General features: G+C 35.4%; 15 protein-coding genes. 1 reads left to right on the forward strand and 14 read right to left on the reverse strand.

Features of this window, described 5'->3' with window-relative positions; translation table 11 throughout:
* Window positions 1–39 precede the first annotated feature (39 nt).
* On the forward strand, window positions 40–1,587 hold the full coding sequence (locus DF185_RS15595) for a hypothetical protein (protein ID WP_110361689.1): 1,548 nt from the start codon (window positions 40–42) through the stop codon (window positions 1,585–1,587).
* Between the two features lie 163 nt (window positions 1,588–1,750).
* Here the strand turns inward: DF185_RS15595 and DF185_RS15600 are convergent, their stop codons facing one another.
* The 14 genes from DF185_RS15600 to DF185_RS15670 all read right to left on the reverse strand — a co-directional run bounded on the left by DF185_RS15600 (window position 1,751) and on the right by DF185_RS15670 (window position 17,404).
* Complete coding sequence (locus tag DF185_RS15600) at window positions 1,751–2,488, reverse strand: carboxypeptidase-like regulatory domain-containing protein (RefSeq protein WP_110361690.1); 738 nt, start codon at window positions 2,486–2,488, stop codon at window positions 1,751–1,753.
* A 393-nt stretch (window positions 2,489–2,881) separates the two neighbouring features.
* Window positions 2,882–3,442 carry a HutD/Ves family protein gene (locus DF185_RS15605; protein ID WP_165836047.1) on the reverse strand — a complete coding sequence of 187 codons (561 nt, stop codon included), beginning with the start codon at window positions 3,440–3,442 and terminating at the stop codon, window positions 2,882–2,884.
* Window positions 3,443–3,483: 41 nt separating this feature from the next.
* Window positions 3,484–3,900 (reverse strand): hypothetical protein, encoded by a 417-nt coding sequence (locus tag DF185_RS15610; protein WP_110361692.1) that lies wholly within the window; start codon window positions 3,898–3,900, stop codon window positions 3,484–3,486.
* Window positions 3,893–4,300 (reverse strand): hypothetical protein, encoded by a 408-nt coding sequence (locus DF185_RS15615; protein ID WP_133250052.1) that lies wholly within the window; start codon window positions 4,298–4,300, stop codon window positions 3,893–3,895. Before DF185_RS15615 ends, DF185_RS15610 begins: the two co-directional genes overlap by 8 nt.
* Before the next feature lie 523 nt (window positions 4,301–4,823).
* Complete coding sequence (locus DF185_RS15625; protein WP_110361695.1) at window positions 4,824–6,092, reverse strand: erythromycin esterase family protein; 1,269 nt, start codon at window positions 6,090–6,092, stop codon at window positions 4,824–4,826.
* Between the two features lie 224 nt (window positions 6,093–6,316).
* Window positions 6,317–6,868, reverse strand: a complete 552-nt coding sequence (locus DF185_RS15630) for a TlpA family protein disulfide reductase (protein ID WP_110361696.1) — start codon at window positions 6,866–6,868, stop codon at window positions 6,317–6,319.
* A gap of 103 nt (window positions 6,869–6,971) precedes the next feature.
* Window positions 6,972–7,907, reverse strand: a complete 936-nt coding sequence (locus tag DF185_RS15635) for an alpha/beta hydrolase (RefSeq protein ID WP_110361697.1) — start codon at window positions 7,905–7,907, stop codon at window positions 6,972–6,974.
* A 29-nt stretch (window positions 7,908–7,936) separates the two neighbouring features.
* On the reverse strand, window positions 7,937–9,181 hold the full coding sequence (locus DF185_RS15640) for a PDZ domain-containing protein (RefSeq protein ID WP_133250053.1): 1,245 nt from the start codon (window positions 9,179–9,181) through the stop codon (window positions 7,937–7,939).
* A 260-nt stretch (window positions 9,182–9,441) separates the two neighbouring features.
* A complete protein-coding gene (locus DF185_RS15645; protein ID WP_110361699.1) occupies window positions 9,442–10,404 on the reverse strand; it encodes a phage exclusion protein Lit family protein in 963 nt (320 codons plus the stop codon).
* Between the two features lie 155 nt (window positions 10,405–10,559).
* A complete protein-coding gene (locus tag DF185_RS15650; protein WP_110361700.1) occupies window positions 10,560–12,479 on the reverse strand; it encodes an SEFIR domain-containing protein in 1,920 nt (639 codons plus the stop codon).
* Between the two features lie 1,308 nt (window positions 12,480–13,787).
* Entirely contained in the window at window positions 13,788–14,816 is a 1,029-nt protein-coding gene (locus DF185_RS15655; protein WP_110361701.1) for a beta galactosidase jelly roll domain-containing protein, read from the reverse strand.
* 18 nt (window positions 14,817–14,834) lie between these two features.
* Entirely contained in the window at window positions 14,835–15,890 is a 1,056-nt protein-coding gene (locus DF185_RS15660) for a beta galactosidase jelly roll domain-containing protein (RefSeq protein ID WP_165836048.1), read from the reverse strand.
* Between the two features lie 45 nt (window positions 15,891–15,935).
* Window positions 15,936–16,301: a hypothetical protein gene (locus DF185_RS15665; RefSeq protein ID WP_110361703.1), complete on the reverse strand. Its 366-nt coding sequence runs from the start codon at window positions 16,299–16,301 to the stop codon at window positions 15,936–15,938.
* 413 nt (window positions 16,302–16,714) lie between these two features.
* Window positions 16,715–17,404 carry a response regulator transcription factor gene (locus DF185_RS15670; RefSeq protein WP_110361704.1) on the reverse strand — a complete coding sequence of 230 codons (690 nt, stop codon included), beginning with the start codon at window positions 17,402–17,404 and terminating at the stop codon, window positions 16,715–16,717.
* Window positions 17,405–17,421 lie beyond the last annotated feature (17 nt).

Raw genomic sequence — 17,421 nt, forward strand, 5'->3', positions numbered from 1 at the left:
TTATACCAGTTAATCAATTATCCACCAATTGTATTCGATATGAAAAAGGCCATCACCTGTTTGCTATGTCTAATTGCCATGAATTTTACTTATGGACAAAACCAAAATCTTTCTATAGAAATTGTTAATGGAATCAGCTTAGTGAATGGCGATTTTAAAGATCTTGTTGAAGATGGATTCAATAACGAATTGTCAATTAGCAAGAGTTTTTGTCCCAAACTATCATTGGCAATGGGTGTAAAGCATTCCTCCTTTAACGTTAAAGAAGAGTTTGGACAGACACAAGGCACTCGCAGACAATTCAGAAGTCTAGGCTTCGACCTGGGACCTCAGTTTAGTTTTGGAAGCGATAAGCTATCGGTAATATTATATGGACGAACAGGTTTAAGTGTAAACAGCACACCAGAAATTGCACAAAAACATCCCAATACCGATATTACGACTTCAGGTATGAAGCAGCAAAGCATTAAAGCTTTAAGTGCGCGCATTGGTGCAAAAGTGAATACCGAGCTTTGCAAGAGAATACAATTGTTTGTAAGTAGTGAATATGCCACTTCATTGAATGGTGATGTAAACTTCTACACAAAAGACATTTCGAAAGCCATAGGTGCCGATGGAAGAATTGATCCTGATTTGGCAAGCGAAATTCCAACTACAAGCAGCAGTTTCAATTTTAATAGCCTGAATGTGAATTTTGGTGTAAGTATCGCTATGGGAAAAATGGGCAATCATCCCAATGTAAGAAGCTCTAATCCATTGTACCAAGGCAATCAAAATAAAGGAGAAAATCCCATGTATCAGGAAAGAGGACAAAACAACAATCCTTTGTATGAGCAATCGGGACAGCAAGGAAATAACCCAATGTATGAGCAGGGAATAAGCGGTGGTGGTGGTCATGTTGGTCAAACATCCGGTACGAGAGCTCAGGATTACAATTCGAGCAGAAGCAATACAACATCTGCCAAAGAAGACAAGAAAGAAGAAGATGAACAGAAAACAGTAGATGCTCAGGATTATAATTCAAGTAGAAGCAACAATATAGAAGCGGTTGGTGGTGATCCTAAGCAGGGAGCTACAAAAGCACAAGACTATAATTCGAGCAGAAGCAATACAACATCTGCCAAAGAAGACAAGAAAGAAGAAGATGAACAGAAAACAGTAGATGCTCAGGATTATAATTCAAGTAGAAGCAACAATATAGAAGCGGTTGGTGGTGATCCTAAACAGGGAGCTACAAAAGCACAAGACTACAACTCGAGCCGAAGCAATACAACTTCTGCCAAAGAAGACAAGAAAGAAGAAGATGATGATAACAAGAAAACTCTGAAAGCACAAGATTACAATTCCAGTAGAAGCAACAATATAGAAGCGGTTGGTGGTGATCCTAACCAGGGAGTTACTAAAGCTCAAGACTACAACTCAAGCAGAAGCAATACAACATCTGCCATAGATATGGGAGATGATATACGTGAATCGATGTTGGCAAAGGACAAGAGGAAAATGAAACGTAAACTTCGCAAGGAAGAAAGAAAAAGATTGCGGGAGGAACAAAAGAGAAGAAAAATGCAAGCAAATAAAGTTTACTAGACCATATTTCAGTTCATGAGAATTATTTTCTACCCCCTGCTAAATGTAGAGAAAAAATATTCAAGCAAGGTCTAAACCTAGATGGTATGAGCAATGACAGTCATGCTAACGATCAGGAACCTGATCGCTTTCTGCCATTGCTCATACAAAATCTTATGCAGGCTTATTCATAGTCGTCTTTCTTTTTAAAGTATACAGCTTCTCCTTTATCTCCATTTTTTAAATCAGTCATCTCTATATGAAAGATGTCATAATTCTTATTTGCTTTTTCCGATGGCAGATCTACATGTAATAAATAAGCATAACAAATCCCATTAGAAACATACTCTTTCACTTTTTCCTTCATATTCACTTTAACAGGATTTCCATTTATCTTCACATTTACCTCCAGTTCCTCTGGAGGTGGACAAAGATCTATGAAGTCCAAATCTTTGTCTGGTTCAGAAAAACCTCTTGTTAGGCTCATAGGTCTACAATAAATGGTGAAACCTGGATGCGCCCCTTGCACTCTAAAAACATTTACACCATACACTTCAAGTCTATCATATTTTATATTCAAAAACATATCTTCCTCGGCGATAAGATTCCACGCCCAAAATTCCAATCTTTGTTCCTCTTTTGGTAAAGTTGATCCTGCAACCGGATACTCAGACATTTTTAATGAAGCCAAAGCCAAGTACTTCCCTTTTGAAACTTTTAAACTATACTGACCATTCTCATCGGTTAGGGTTTCGTAGGCAGTTTTAAAATTCGAGTGTTTTATTTCTACAAGAGCACCGTCAACAGGATGACCTTCAAAATTGCTTACCATTCCCGAGATTGTAATAGAGTCGGTTTGAGCATTTCCCTGCATATAGATCAAACAGAATAGGAATAGAAAAACAGATATCTTTTTTCTCATATTAATTGTTATTTAAGTTCCATATTATGACGCATAAAGCATCTATGCGGTTACATCTAACACAGCATAATATTTAAATAACATCAATATGATGTTATATCAACTATTTGTTATTCTATAATCTGGGAATTCTATCTCAGGAAATTTTAATAATGGAGTGCTATCGTATCACCAACCAACAGGGGCTTGATATTAAAAAAATAAAAGGTCACTCCCCAGCGACCTTTTAACACAATAACCCAAATGCTCAATTGAATGATTTAAACATTTGTTTCTTTTTTAACACTACTCAAAATTAAAAATTGAACATTATAAACTTAACAATTAATAGATTAAAAGTCAAGATATCATACAATTAATTTTATCAACAATTGCAAAGCTTCTGTTCAAATATTACACATGCATAATATTTACCATCACAAATTTACTCTCTTGATTAGCTGTAATGGTATTATTTAAGGATGGAGAATCCACAATGAGCATATCACCATCACTTAGTCTGTGCCCGTTAATTTCAATGGATCCTTTATAAAGGAAAATGAAATTGATTTTACCATCCATATCAATTTGCTGTTCTGCATTTTCGATAAGATTAAAACCTTTTACATTGCCTTTGCTGCCCGATTTGCACATCAGGTTAAAATCGGTACATTTTCCTTTCGATAGAGTGGTCCATTCACCACTAAAATGATCCGAATCCAAGTCTGCCAAAAGCTTGGTATGATGATTTTCATGCTCCAGTTTCATTTGCCCATCAAGCACCATCAATATTCGATCAACTCCCGGCAATGGCGTAAATGCTGATTCTTCAATTTCTACTGTCGCACTTGATATCCTGAAAAGGAAATCACCTTTTTTGTATTGAGTGTCTTCAGGATAAATATACAATTCGGTAGTTTCTCCACCAGCCCACTTACTTGTATGGTGCTCTTTTTTAATTCGGTAATTATTCACAATAAATTCTTTTAATCCATGACTACTATCAGCATGAGGATTTATTTTAATACTTGGGCAGTTCTCTTAATGTTCCAACTTATTCTACCAAAAATAAATACAAAAAATGCCATTATTCCAGAAAAAATAAGTCCGGTCATAAATGAAATATTCCTCCCTGTATCAGAAATCACGTTTCGCATGGCTTCTTCTTGCTCAGGTGTAATTTCTTCTCTGCTAAAGAATCCATCTCCATTCAAGTCAAATTTTTGCAGAGCCAGTTCTGCTGAAATATCAACAACAGTTGCTCCTCCAACTATCAGAAGGTAAATTCCAAAAAATACAGTAACACTTATCCAAAACCATTTCCTGTTTCTATTCGCAAATAACACTTTTCTTTTAAGGCCTATTATTCCCAAAACCAAAATTGAAATTAAACTTGGAAGTATTAAATGATATGGCAAACTCATTTCATTCATTTTCCGTTTTCTTAACTTTCAACAACTTAGCTACAAAGTCATAATTTGTTAATAGCAAGAACCCAATTATTAAATTCAATCCACATACCGCCCAATTGAATTTTTCTCGGATACTGTATTCAAATCCAATAAGATCACTCTTAAATGCAAAAAGAGAATGACTCAAAAAAGCTGGGATATTATCTATAATCAAAAATCCTCCAATAATAAAAGCTCCAAGTTTAACAATATCGTTCGCTTTTAGATTTCCCAATTCGATTCTATCATCATCAAATCCTTGATCAAGCTTTAATAACCGAACCACTTTATCAGCTTTGAATATTAATACCACAAACAATCCAACAACAACAGCAATTGCTACTATAATCCATACAATTGAAAACAGATCAATTTGCATCATTGCAAATGAAATGTTATTTGGTAAAAAAGCAAAAAGTGAAGTTATAAGTGAAAAAAGTCCGAATAATTTAATTAGAAGAATAAAAAGGTCTCTCTTGGTCATATGTCTTTTAGTTTTTAATGTACGTCAATAGTTTGGTTTAAATTTGCGGGTTCCAATAGTTATTGGAATTATTCACGAATTATTTTTTCGATAATTACCATAAAACTTAGCAATTGATAAAGTGGAGCTTACCATTAAAAAGTATATAATCAAATGCTCTTTTCGCCAAATAAGCTCTGTAAACAAATCAGTAATTACCATCACAAGTAGTATCATTGATAAAATCCATAATCCTGTAAACAATATCACTTGTTTTAATGATGGTTTGTTAAAGAAATTGCCTTTCTTACTATTCATATCATTCATTTTAAGGTTTTATAATTCAAAGTCAATCATTTTGAGAAATCTTGAGAGCCTGCGATTACAGAAAGATTCCTCTCGTGGTTCTGTTACGACAATACCGCACCAGAAATCTCTATGATTATGGCGTATAAGGCAATGCTTTTACAGCGCTGGAATTTCTAATAAATATTAAGGCATCATACCCCTCAGAAAGTTTTCGCTTGCAATAGTTCAAATCGGAATTGTTATCTTTTACATATGCAGCTCCTGCCCTTCTAGACCAGCTTGTACTATTAACTAATGCTGCAAGTTCTTCGGGTAGTTCTTTATTTTTAAGATTCAATACAAAGTTTTCATAAGGAGCACCTGCAAAAGTGCGATCAATACAATCACTTTTAGGTACACCTGCATCGCAAGGGCAGACTTTCTTTTTTTCAAGATCATATGCGAAATATTCTCCAGTATAGAATCCAAAGCCAAACGTATAATAATGATCACCAAAGTAATCCTTTAAATGTGCGCCCATTGGCTTTTGCTTACTGTTATCAGAATGCTCAGCTATGTGTTGGTTGTGAGCCCAAACAATCACTTTCCTTCCTTCTTGCTCATGAATTCTCCTACAATTTTCGGCCATATACCTATCTCGTTTCCCTGAAAATGAAACCGTAATTTTACTTGTCCACAGAACATCCATACACTGCTCTAACACTCGGATGCTGAACTTCAAACGATCATTAGAAGAGTTGAGGGCAATCTCGTTCAAATGAGCAAGTAAGTGCTTCACCTCTTTTTTCTCATGCTTGCTCATTTTCTTTCTTATGTTGCAATTAATCAAATACTCCAGAGTCTTTTCTGTACCATCATCCAGTAGATTTGATTTTTTTAATTCGGAACGAATAAATTTGGAAGGACTGGAAGCCCATTGCATATCACATCCATAAACTTTTACTTTGTCGCTATCACTTCTATTTTCATTGAATGATTTCATCCATAACAACATATCACGCACTTCCTGAGTTCTCCAAACACCCATCCAACTTCTTGACAAAACGGTTTCAACAGAAAGTTCGCTTTTTCCGGCTACAAACTCATTAACCAAATGCGTATTTGCATATCCATCTTCAATTACAAATACCCTAAAATCATGTTCTTCTACCAAATATTGAATCAATCGATGTTTGGTGGTAAAAAACTCCTTGGTTCCATGGGTAGCCTCTCCCAGTGCAATGATCTTTTTGTCCTGAACCAAATTGTCAATTGCAGACAGGTCAGAATTGTTCTCCCAATTTGCTTCAGTTGATAACAATTCCGAAACAAAAGGAGTGAATGTATCATCCCAGGTAATTTGTGATTTTGCTGTTGTTAGCAAACAAAAGTATGTGATAAGGAAAATTAAAATTCTTCTCATTTCTATATTGGTTTAATCTACTTATTACCCCTTAACTTGCATATAAATACAAGTAGTTATATTTATTATTATACTCTTTGAATTCCCCGCCTTCTCCCGCACAAAATGAAGTTCGATAAAATCAATCCATTCCTGCTAGTTTATTGCATTACTACTTGAAAGGATTCGAGCGGCATCTATCGGCTTAGTAATGAATAGCTATCGAATCGCAAGCCATTAAATTATTATAATAACTTATTGATTTCAACCAACAATGATTCTCCTTGTGAAGGTCTTGGAGCATCATAATTAACAATCACACCATTCTTATCAACTAGCATATACATTGGAAATCCCCAATGTAAATTTCCTTCATATTTATTCTCAAATTTATATCTATAACCATCAACATAGCATTCATTTGACATTAGGATATGTGTTCCTTCTAAATTATTCTCGTGAATTAATTTTTCCCACAACTTCTCATTCTTTATGTTTCTAACATTACTCTTTCTTGTATTATAATGTCTTGCGCATAAATATAAAAACTCAATGGAATCATTACGTACTTGCTTTTTAAGCTTAGCTGCATATTCAAATTCTTTAATGCAATGTACACACCCCGTAGACCATATGTCAACATATACTACTTTGTTCTTGAATTTTTCTAATTGAAGTATTTCATTAATACTTTGGTATTTATTTAAAGTATCATTAATAATTGTGTGATTCAAATTTTGAGAACTAACCTGATTTATACAATAAAACAGCAAAATTAAAGTGATAATTTGTTTCATATTAAGTATTTCGTTTTTTATATCTAACTTTTAAAGGTTTAGAATATTCTAACTAAAACATGAGGATTCCCCCAACTAATATCATTAAACCAAAAGCAAGTCCCTACTCCTTCACAAACTCCACAATTTCCTCTAACAGTCCAGTTTTCAATGGCAATTCGGGATTGTTATAGGTTTGAAAGTTCTTCATTCTATCGGCTTCTGCTTCTTTCAAAACATGATTCATCCCTTCAACAATCAGTTTTTGGGCTTTAGGATTTGCTTTTGCCAAGGCCTCTACATCCTCTACCTTAACTTGAATATCTGTGGTTCCCTGCACCAATAAAACAGGACAAGATATTTTTGTGATTTCCAGACTTGGATCATACTTCATCCAGGATATCATATAAGGCTGAACACTTGCACGGAACAAGGCAGCCAAAAAGGGCGGAGTATCCTCAACCAATTCTCCTTTTTCCAATTTTGCCAGTATGGGTTCTGCCTGTTGCAGTACAACTGGTGGCTGTGCCTGTAATTGCTTTCGGATGATATCGCCTGCCGTAAATCCCGGACCGGCAATAGAAATGTACTTGTCCACCTTCATATTCTGAACTGCAATCAGTCCAATTGTAGATCCTTCGCTATGCCCCAAAACAATCACCTCTGAAAACCTGCCATCCTTTTGCAATTTGGTAATCCACTCTTTCACATCATTTACGTAATGCTCAAAACGCAAATCTGCCTCACTGATCATGGCTCCCTTACTTTCGCCAACTCCTCTTTTATCGAAACGCAAACTGGCAATGGAATTCTTACAAAAGCCTTCTGCCAACATTTTCAAAGAATTGTTCTGCATCATGGCATTGTTCCCATTCCTGTCGGTTGGACCAGAACCTGAAATCATTAGTACCACAGGAAATTTTTGATCCCCTTCAGGCAAGAGCAAGCTGCCTTTAAGTTCTCCTGTTTGGGTTTGTAGGTTGTAAGCTTCTTCTTTTTGTTGTGCTGATAATTGCAATGCAAAGAGTATTGCCAGAGCGATGAATTGTAATTTTTTCATTGGGTGTTATTTATTTTTGGGTTTTTGTATTAATTCAAGAGCAATAAGCCCTCGCTAGTCTTTGTAATCACCGGCTTCAATTTAAACTTAAAGTCCATAATTTCATTCTTTCTTTTGATTTTAACATTCAGTTCGTCAATATCATCGAAGAAATACCTTTGCCTTTCATAGTTTATATCCTTAACGCTTACACCATTTACCGAAAGGATTTTATCATCTATCATTAAGCCGCTTTTTTCAGCTTCCGAATTGGCATAAAAACCTGTAACATTCCACGATTGCAAGCTTTGTCCTCTATCAACAAACGAAAAACCAAGTCTTGATGACACAAAAGCTTCGGTATATTTTTTATTTGGCTTTAAATACAAATCATTGTTTATAAAATCGATGATAACATGAAAACGATCATAGATATCATTCCCTAACAAACCAAGGTGTTTGCTCGAAGACATTGCTCCTGATTTATCAAGGCTAAAACTCATCAACACATCATCAAAAGCAAAATCCCCAATCATTAGTTTGCGTGCAAAAAAATCATAACTTGACGATTCACCTCCAACTCCCCCATACTTTGTATAGTATGCCACCTTATTTTTAATCTGATCTTGTAATTTAAATTTGTTCGCGACCTTACTGGTAAAGCTTACACTTCCTCCTGAACCAAAATCCACTAAATATTCTCCCGATACAGTAATTGAATCGTTTACCATTACTTGAAGAGGAACATAAAGACTATTTTTCTTCTTAGACAATTTAATTTTCGACCATCCCTGTAAATTGACAGAATCGATACTTGAGTAGCATTTCATGTACTCATTTTCGTAGTTGATTTCTAAAACTGAATCGTAAAAATATTCCATACCCAAAATGCCATCCGCTATATCTCCTAATATTGGTTTGAGTTGAAGAATGGGTACAATTGATGTTTTATACAAATTACTGGCAAAAGTAAAGCTTACTGAATCTTTAATTACGACAACCGACTGTGGCTTGGTACCAGCTCCAGGTAACAAAGCATTAAAGGTTTCATTGTATTTAAAATTGTTGTTGGCATGGTAGGTACTGTCGTAATACAAATTGAAAGCTCCAGTGTCGAAAACATAATTGCCCTTTATGCTATCGGCCTCCCCCTTAATGTACAAATGTCCCTTGTAAACTACGGGAAAAGCTCCTTTGGGCAGTTCCCATTTTTTCTCACTTTTTTTCTCGCTTGTTGTACAGGCCATCAACACTAAACAGCAGACAATTACAATGCTTTGTATTCTGTATTTCATATGTTTTTGTTTTATGATTCCTTAAGGTATCCCTACTGTCGTAGGAAACTTGGTTTTATAAAATCAATCCACAATACCACACGAAAGGATTCGTGCGGTAGCGAGGGGTATTACCCAATGCTAGTGCGAGCTTGCAGCTCGTATTCTGCTTTAGCAGTAATTAATGAGAACCAAACAATCCCGCTTAAGTTTTCTTTACAAATGACTTATTTTGCTTGCGCAAAACACGAGCTACAAGCTCGCACTAGCGGGGTAGTTTTTTATATTTTATTAAAAAAGTCATTTATAGTAGTTACATCTTCATAGGTTTTAAGATATTCATCTGCAATGTCTTTTCCCCAATGATTTTCTACAATATTCATAATTCGATTAATTGCACCAGGGTGTTTTTTCCCTTGATTTGGATTAATCATAGCCATAGTATCAAATAGTATTATAATAAACGGAAGAATATATTTACTATTAATATTATACTTATGCTTTGCTACTCTTGATACTAAATCAAACGCATATAAATCAGCATTAAATTCTATTTGGTGATACTTATTTTCTTCTATAACTTCAGCTTCTGACGCTATTAAATAGGTCAGATTTTCCTTATTCTCTAAGTCTTTATTGAGGAAATGACCAAGTTCATGGCATAGTACAAATAATTCCTGAAAATGAAGTGAAAACGCATGCTGAGCGGTACCTTCTGGTTTTAATTTTAGCATTGCTCCAACTGGAGCTTTATAATATTTGTAGTTATTAATCAATTCATTTGCCCAACTTTCATAGGTCTCACTTGTAAAGTCCGACGTTTTGCCACGATTGCAAAACGAAACATTCTCTGGGTTTTCTCTTGCAACTGCTAATTTTCCATACTTGTGCAGTAACATTAGTAGCCCTTCGTTTATTACAATACAATAATTGTCTAAACCATCTTGACTTTTAGCGCAAAATGCATTCATCTTTGTATTATAAATTTTTCCAAATGCCACATTTGTTAATGAATCTCGCTCTGTTGGAGTTAGAATTGATAGCACATCATTAAAAAGGTCTGTTACAAGATGATCGTCTTCTACTTTGTAATTTTTATACTTTTCTTTAATACTACTTTCAAAATTTTGAATTTCTACTCGCGTTAATTTTGAAAATTCATCACTCCTTACAGAACCTTCAATAACTGGTTCATACCTGAAATGTATTTTAAGTCTTTCAAGAAAATCTTTAGGTGTAGTCATATTCGTTTTTTCAAAATTACAGCTAACGGTAAATTGTATGAGTAGTGGCTGATTGCGTGGTAGTTCCTGTCAAATCACTAAGATGTTTAAGCGGGTTACAGGCCTTGATATTTACCACATTACCTGCCATTACTTATACAAAATGTTGTGTGTAGTTATTTTAATGTAAATGGTTTAATCTCCTTTGGATCAATAACAGGAGTTTCAGAAGCCACATCACTGAAGATATATTCTTTTGAGTCTGTTAATTTTGAAAATAGAACCTTAAAGCTCGAATTTTCATCTTTCTGTAGATCCACAATATGCCTGGACGAGAATTCAATTGGTGCAATTCTAGAAATTGATTCGGTGTTTATGTTTTCAAATGAAGCTAAAACATATTTATTCTCATTTTTCACAATGTCTTTAATTATGTAGCTATACTCTTTACCAACTCCGCCTTCAAAATTTTCAGCTTTCTGTTTATATACGTCAGAAAGCAGGACAATTACCTTATCATACTTCAATATTCCTTCGTGCATAAGTTTATTAAAATCTTTAGCAGATTCCTCTTGCATCAGCTTTATATCTAAATCAGCTATAAATCCTTTCTTTCTTAAAAAGTCTGCAAAGGAAATTACTTTTTCTTTATATATTTCATTATCCCAGCTATAGGAAATAAAAACACTTGTAGATTTTGTTGGTTTTTCTTTTGATTCTTTTGATAACTTCATCTCTACTATCTTTCTATTGCTTTTTGTCTCAATTGATACAAATTCATTATTTTCTGAAATGCATTTATATATGGATGCTTTTGGATAACCATATTTCCGGTGTAGTGTATTTTTAATTACATTTAAATTTATTTGAGCTAAGTTGTTTTCATTAAACATATTTGCAATCTGCTGCTTAATTTGGTCTTTAACCATATTTTCTCTTTCTGCCCGTTGAGTCTTTTTCTTGTTTGCAAGTTGCTTCTTGTATAATGTTTTCCATTCAGTTAAGATATATTTACCATCCTTTAGTTGGGTATAATCCTTATTGTATAAATAAGAGTGTATTGATTTTGCAGGAATAAAAGGTCGCTCCTTCCTAATATTATTAACTATGAAATCACGTTCAAGCGGTTTATTGTGAATCGTTAAAGTATTTGTAATTAATTCAAAAATTGAAAGATTTTCTTCTCCCCATTCTTCTAAAGTCCAAACTCCAGATTTTCCAAGTGGAATTAATTTCTTGTCTCCATTCATTTGAGAGTTAAGACTGACCTTTGAAATTCTTTTTCTTGGTGTTTTAATAAGTTTATGATTAATTTCTTTTAGAATTTCGGACAAAGTCATTTTATCCCCTTTAGCAAATAGAATTCTATAAGCCATATCGTTGGCAGCTGAAAGTTTATGGAAAATTATTTGATAATATTTAATTCCTCTGATATCAATAGATTCAATTTCATTTAATGAATTACAAGCCAATTGAATTAATTCGTTACTCGCATTTTTAAGTTTACTTTTGACAGATATGATCAAATCATCCTCTTCTATGGGAATTACATTTGCTTCAACTTCAATATAAGTTGCATATGCAATATCCATAAAGTTCTTAATGTCTACACTTTCATCTGTAAAAATAAAAGTGTTATCAGTTAAATAATGCGTTATTGGAGTTCGTACAGTAAAATTATAAATATCAAATATCAAGTAAAACGGTCCAATATATTCATCAAAGTCAATATCATACTTTTCCTTGATTAATTTAGCAAAGTAGTCTATTGATAAAACCTTATTTTTCTTTACCTCTAATAATAGGGAATCTATTTCTTCCTTATTATAACCATACAATTCCTTTTGTTCTTCAGAGCTGAGAATTAAGCTTAAGTCCGATAACATTGTAGCTTTCTTATTTCTAACTGTCTGATCTGTTACATCTAAGAGTAAAGATATTTCTCTAACTGTTCTTATTTTTCCTTTAAAACCATATAGTAATTTTAATATTTCAGACTGTAACTTGTCCCTCTTAGCTGCTGCCTCAGTCTTATTTATCTCTAATGAAAGGAGTTGACAGTATTTGTTGATAAAATCAATGAAATTTATAATCATTTAAATATTTCGTTTAAGGTTTCTATCTGGTTTTAATTACACACAACTTCTAATATGTGCACTGGTGCACATATTTTTCTTATATTTTATCTTAAAGGTGCACAATACTGACCCATATGGTATGTATTGTGCACCTCATACAGATTACCCCGTTAAATTTATAAACAATTATCTTCAATCGAAACATTTTACAGTAATAATTTTTAGGAGAAATAAACATCCTTTATTCCTGTGCTGATGTTTGTGGGTTTGTTGCACAAAAAAAGAGGGGGTCCAAAAAGTAAGTTCAATCGAATACAATGTCATGTTGAATGAAATGAAACATCTGTTCATCAAAGGGACAGATTCTTCGCTAAGTCAGAATGACAATACTATTGAACTTTTTGGACACCCTCTTCCTCTGCATGGAAGTATTAAAGGGCTATAGCACCAATTCTACGATATTTGATTTTTGGCCAACCACCTCATCTTTCATTACAAAAAAGAGGTAATACTCGCGGCTTTCGCTCTTTTCGGGATCGGTCTTTGGTCTGGCATCAAGTGTTGGAATGAACAGTTATTTTTTATCGTCTCCGAGTTCTTCTGTGTCGAAAACGGACCTTTTTGTGTCATCCCCGAACTTTTCTGTGTCATAAACAGAGGTCGCTGTGTCATTAACACAACTTTTTGTGTCTTCCTCAAGTTGTTCTGTATCGTCGCATGCCTTCCCTTACATGTCAAACATCTTCGAGATGCTAGACATATTTATACCAACATCATTAATTCTTCGTTTGTTCCAATATTTGCCTGAAAGGTAAAGATCATTCTAGCCCAGGGGAAAGGAGTGAAAACGACTGCCGCCCTGGGTTAGTGGGTTCAAAGGGTAATCGTCGCAACTGGCTTTTTTGATTGGTGTTGGTTGTTTATTGCGACGGAAATGGATGGTTGGTTTTGTCGTAGAAAGCTCCTCAAATATCCTACACCCTCATATTCTTTGCTCTACTTCCTCTCCATAAGGAGAGGATTGAGGTGAGGTGAGTTTTGTTACATCATTTTGCAATTTGAATTACCTCATCCCCTAACCCCTTCTCCTTTATGAGAAGGGGAATGTAATGCAAGTAATTAGCAATCCTAAACCTTTCTTGGCAGTTCCAACTTCCTCTCCTCAAGGAAAGGATTGAGGTGAGGTGATTTGAGTTTTTCTTATTACACCCTTTTCCCTGTCGGGCCCACGATCCTGACTTATTCGGGACGGGATTCCCTAAAAGGGAAACACTCAACTAGAAACGTAAGATTTAAATTGCGTAGCAAGACATATTTTCACCAACATCATTTATTCCTTCTCTTGTTCCAATATTGGATGTAATGATCCTGAGAAATTAGACCTATGGAACCCGAGTAGATTCCTCCACCTAGTGTGGCATCGTACACACGCACCACAATGGTATTTTTTTCGCTGGCACTTAATAGGTTTGTAGGCAGGTAATAGCCTCTTAATTGTTGCCATGAGTTGGATCGGTCGCGAACGGTTTGTGGTTTGAATTCACCAGACTGTCCTACCAGAACGCCATTTACAAACACCTGATCGATGTCGTCAATCTTTCCCAAAACCAATACCATTCTGTCTTTTACAAATTCCTCTTCCAACTTAAACTCCAAGGCATAGCATGCATAACCATCATAGTTTTTATAGCCCTGATCTTCCCAGTTGCCCGGAACAATAATGTCATCCCAACTTTCTATCTGATCGATACTTTCATGTGCATACTGCCCTGTTTTAAACTTCCAGCTTCCGCTCAAGTCAATATCCAGGGGAACTGCATCAACATCCATCATTACGCCCAGGTTTCCATGAACAATCCCGCCTTCTCCTCCATCGTCGTACACACGCACCGCAATGGTATTGGTCTCTTGCAACAAATCAGGAGGCAGTTTATAGCTCCTGAAAACATTGTATGCCGTTGAGAATCGAGGTGGAAATTTCCCTGATAATCCGATTCTTACTCCATTTACAAACACCTCATGCACATCATCGATATATCCCAATTGCAAATACAAAGCTTGTCTGTCGGGCAATTGTCGGGCACTAAAAGTTGTGCGATACCAGGCAAAGCCATCGTAACCATGGAAACCCTTGTTCTCCCATGCCGATGGAACATCAATCCACTCCCAGTCTGAATCGTTAAATTCAGGATTTGCCCACTCTTGCTTATCGCCAATGGAAAATTTCCAGCGATGACTTAAATCCATTACCTTTTTTAGATCCTGGGCCGAACTGATGCTCACAGAACCAAATAAAAGAAACAGAATCAAGATTAACTTGCTTCGCAGATATGATATGTTTGAAGTATGAATCATTATTCAGATAATTTAATATTAATCGAACCAGTAATCCAGGAATTTCTTGAATGAACTTCGATTGTCTTTCATTGATTTATTAATGATTGGACTTGCCGTTTCACGATCTGTAATTCCAATCGGTCCATCGTAAATTCCACCTGGTCCTGTATGATCTCTCACCATAATTTCTATGGTATTCTCCCCTCCTCTATTCAATAAATTATCGGGAATATCGTATGCTCTGAGTAAATAGTTATCAGAGACGTATGAATATCTTCTGTTTTTTCTTCTCAACTGACTGGACGATCCTATTTTTTCACCATTCAAGTATACCTCATCCACATCATCAATTACCCCTGCAAACAGCACCTGTCCGTTGGTACTTAAGCTGGATGGATAGGTAAAAGTTTTGGTATAAACAGCTCTTCCGTCTAGCTGATTGTATCCCCTGGCTTCCCAAAAGCCTGGAACAAAAATCTTTCCTTCGCGGTAGGTAATCACCTTTCGATTGCTTTTATCCACCTCTTTACTGGTTTCAAAATCCCAATATCCCGAAAGGTCAACATTCATTTTAAACTGATCGGAATCGAAAGAAATGTTAATCTCTCCTCCTGTTATGCCACCTTCATTGAAATCATCGAAAACTCGAACTGCAATCAGGTTGGAGCCTTCTTTATTTAAAATGTTCCTGGGTATTGGATACATTCTTGGAATGCCATGGGCCGTTTGAGCCAAGGGGCCCATTTGCCCGCTTGCACCTACCAGTCTCCCATTTACATACACTTCGTCGGCATCATCAATATTTCCCATGTTCAAATAAACATACTGAGCCGATTTGGGAGGCGTAATGGTGAAGTTTTTTCGATACCATGCATATCCATTGTAATTCTGAAATCCATTCTGTTCCCAGGATTGAGGAACAAATACCTTCGTCCATTTCGAATCGTTGTAATCGGGGCTGGCCCACTGGGGATCATCCCCGATTGAAAACTTCCAGTATCCTTTCAGGTTCACCAAGGATTTCAATTCTTTGGCATGTGCATTACCCGCCGAGAATGCTATGATAATCACAAGTATCAAAATCTTATTCAAACCCAATATTTTTATATTGCTATTCACTATTTCCTTCTTTTAATTCTACTTCTCCTGAATTGCAAACTTCAATCGCAATGCCAATTCTTCACCACTTAATGCTGCACTTGTTCTGATCTTCTTGTTTTCAAACTTCTTGCGGATTGCCGCCTTTAGTTCTTCATCAAAACCGATCACCTTACTTACCACTACTTCATTGTTTTCATTTACAGTGCATCGCAATACGATCAATTCTGTTTCGCCACTTCTTACATAGTCGGTAAAACTAACATGGCTGGCAACTTTTTGAATCTTCTTTAAAACTGCGCTTTTCTCTTTTTCTATTTTTTTGGTTTCAGGCGTAATTGCCATTCCTAAATTAACAGTTAATAAACATGTTAAAACAAGCATTGTAATTTTTAAACTTTTCATGACCCTATTTTTTTTAGTTTTTACATTTCGTTTAGAAATTTTTAGAAGATCGGAATCGCGCGCCTTCCGTTCTTTTCTAATCTTAAATTTCTAATGTAAAATTAGGGCTACTTTAAATCATAAGTGTCACAGCAAAATCAGCAATTGTCATAAATTGTCATCAACTGTGAACAATTATCAATTAACAATGATCAATTAACACTTATACTATTGACAACCTAACACTTACCATACATGCCTGTTTTTTTTATCTAATACTCTAAAATTTCAATTTCTTCCCTTTTAGGAGATCCCGTCCCGAATTAATCGGGATCGCGGAGGCGACAGCCAGAAGGGTGCATTTTCATTGTCTAATCAATACATTTACTTTACCCCTTAATTGGTAATAATTGATCATTGTTAATTGCACATTGCTAATTGCTCACCAATCGATATCCCACACCATGTACCGTCAAAATAATTTTTGCATGATTTGGATCATCTTCTATTTTTTGTCTCAGCTTCAATATAAAATTATCAATGGTTCTTGAAGTGGGTTGATATTCGGTTCCCCAAACTTCATCCAACAAATCATCTCTGCTAACTGTTTTATTCTTGTGATTCCACAGGTAGTGAAGAATTTCCACTTCCTTATGAGACATCTTTACCTCTTCTCCATCAACAAAGCCTTCGAAGGATTTGAAATCTACACTTAATCGTCCAAGCTCTATTTTTTCCTCCTCTTTGCCAGCCGTTACATTCTGAGTTCGGCGCAAAACCGCACGAATTCTGGCCAATAACTCTCTCAAGCCAAATGGTTTGGTAATGTAATCATCAGCACCAAGCTCCAAACCCAATACCTTATCAATCTCTTCTCCCTTTGCCGTAAGCAGGATAATTGGCGTTTGAATGCCTTTAGCTCTTGCTTTTTTACAGATGTCGAATCCTGAAATTTTAGGAAGCATTACATCCAGCAAAACCAGGCTGTAATTGTTCTCCAAAATCTTGTTCAGGCCAATTTCGCCATCTTCAGCCGTATCCACCTCGTACGATTCAAATTCTAAATTGTCCTTTAAACCCATTAACATGCTGGGTTCGTCTTCTACTATTAAAATGGGATACATTTTCTATATGATTTGAA

The sequence above is a fragment of the Marinifilum breve genome (genome assembly GCF_003202155.1).
GTDB lineage: Bacteria > Bacteroidota > Bacteroidia > Bacteroidales > Marinifilaceae > Marinifilum > Marinifilum breve.

Excerpts from the sequence above, each read along its gene's own strand:
- DF185_RS15595 (WP_110361689.1), top strand. The coding sequence starts at position 40 with ATGAAAAAGGCCATCACCTGTTTGCTATGTCTAATTGCCATGAATTTT.
- DF185_RS15600 (WP_110361690.1), bottom strand. The coding sequence starts at position 2,488 with ATGAGAAAAAAGATATCTGTTTTTCTATTCCTATTCTGTTTGATCTAT.
- DF185_RS15610 (WP_110361692.1), bottom strand. The coding sequence starts at position 3,900 with ATGAATGAAATGAGTTTGCCATATCATTTAATACTTCCAAGTTTAATT.
- DF185_RS15615 (WP_133250052.1), bottom strand. The coding sequence starts at position 4,300 with ATGATGCAAATTGATCTGTTTTCAATTGTATGGATTATAGTAGCAATT.
- DF185_RS15625 (WP_110361695.1), bottom strand. The coding sequence starts at position 6,092 with ATGAGAAGAATTTTAATTTTCCTTATCACATACTTTTGTTTGCTAACA.
- DF185_RS15630 (WP_110361696.1), bottom strand. The coding sequence starts at position 6,868 with ATGAAACAAATTATCACTTTAATTTTGCTGTTTTATTGTATAAATCAG.
- DF185_RS15635 (WP_110361697.1), bottom strand. The coding sequence starts at position 7,907 with ATGAAAAAATTACAATTCATCGCTCTGGCAATACTCTTTGCATTGCAA.
- DF185_RS15640 (WP_133250053.1), bottom strand. The coding sequence starts at position 9,181 with ATGAAATACAGAATACAAAGCATTGTAATTGTCTGCTGTTTAGTGTTG.
- DF185_RS15645 (WP_110361699.1), bottom strand. The coding sequence starts at position 10,404 with ATGACTACACCTAAAGATTTTCTTGAAAGACTTAAAATACATTTCAGG.
- DF185_RS15650 (WP_110361700.1), bottom strand. The coding sequence starts at position 12,479 with ATGATTATAAATTTCATTGATTTTATCAACAAATACTGTCAACTCCTT.
- DF185_RS15655 (WP_110361701.1), bottom strand. The coding sequence starts at position 14,816 with ATGATTCATACTTCAAACATATCATATCTGCGAAGCAAGTTAATCTTG.
- DF185_RS15665 (WP_110361703.1), bottom strand. The coding sequence starts at position 16,301 with ATGAAAAGTTTAAAAATTACAATGCTTGTTTTAACATGTTTATTAACT.
- DF185_RS15670 (WP_110361704.1), bottom strand. The coding sequence starts at position 17,404 with ATGTATCCCATTTTAATAGTAGAAGACGAACCCAGCATGTTAATGGGT.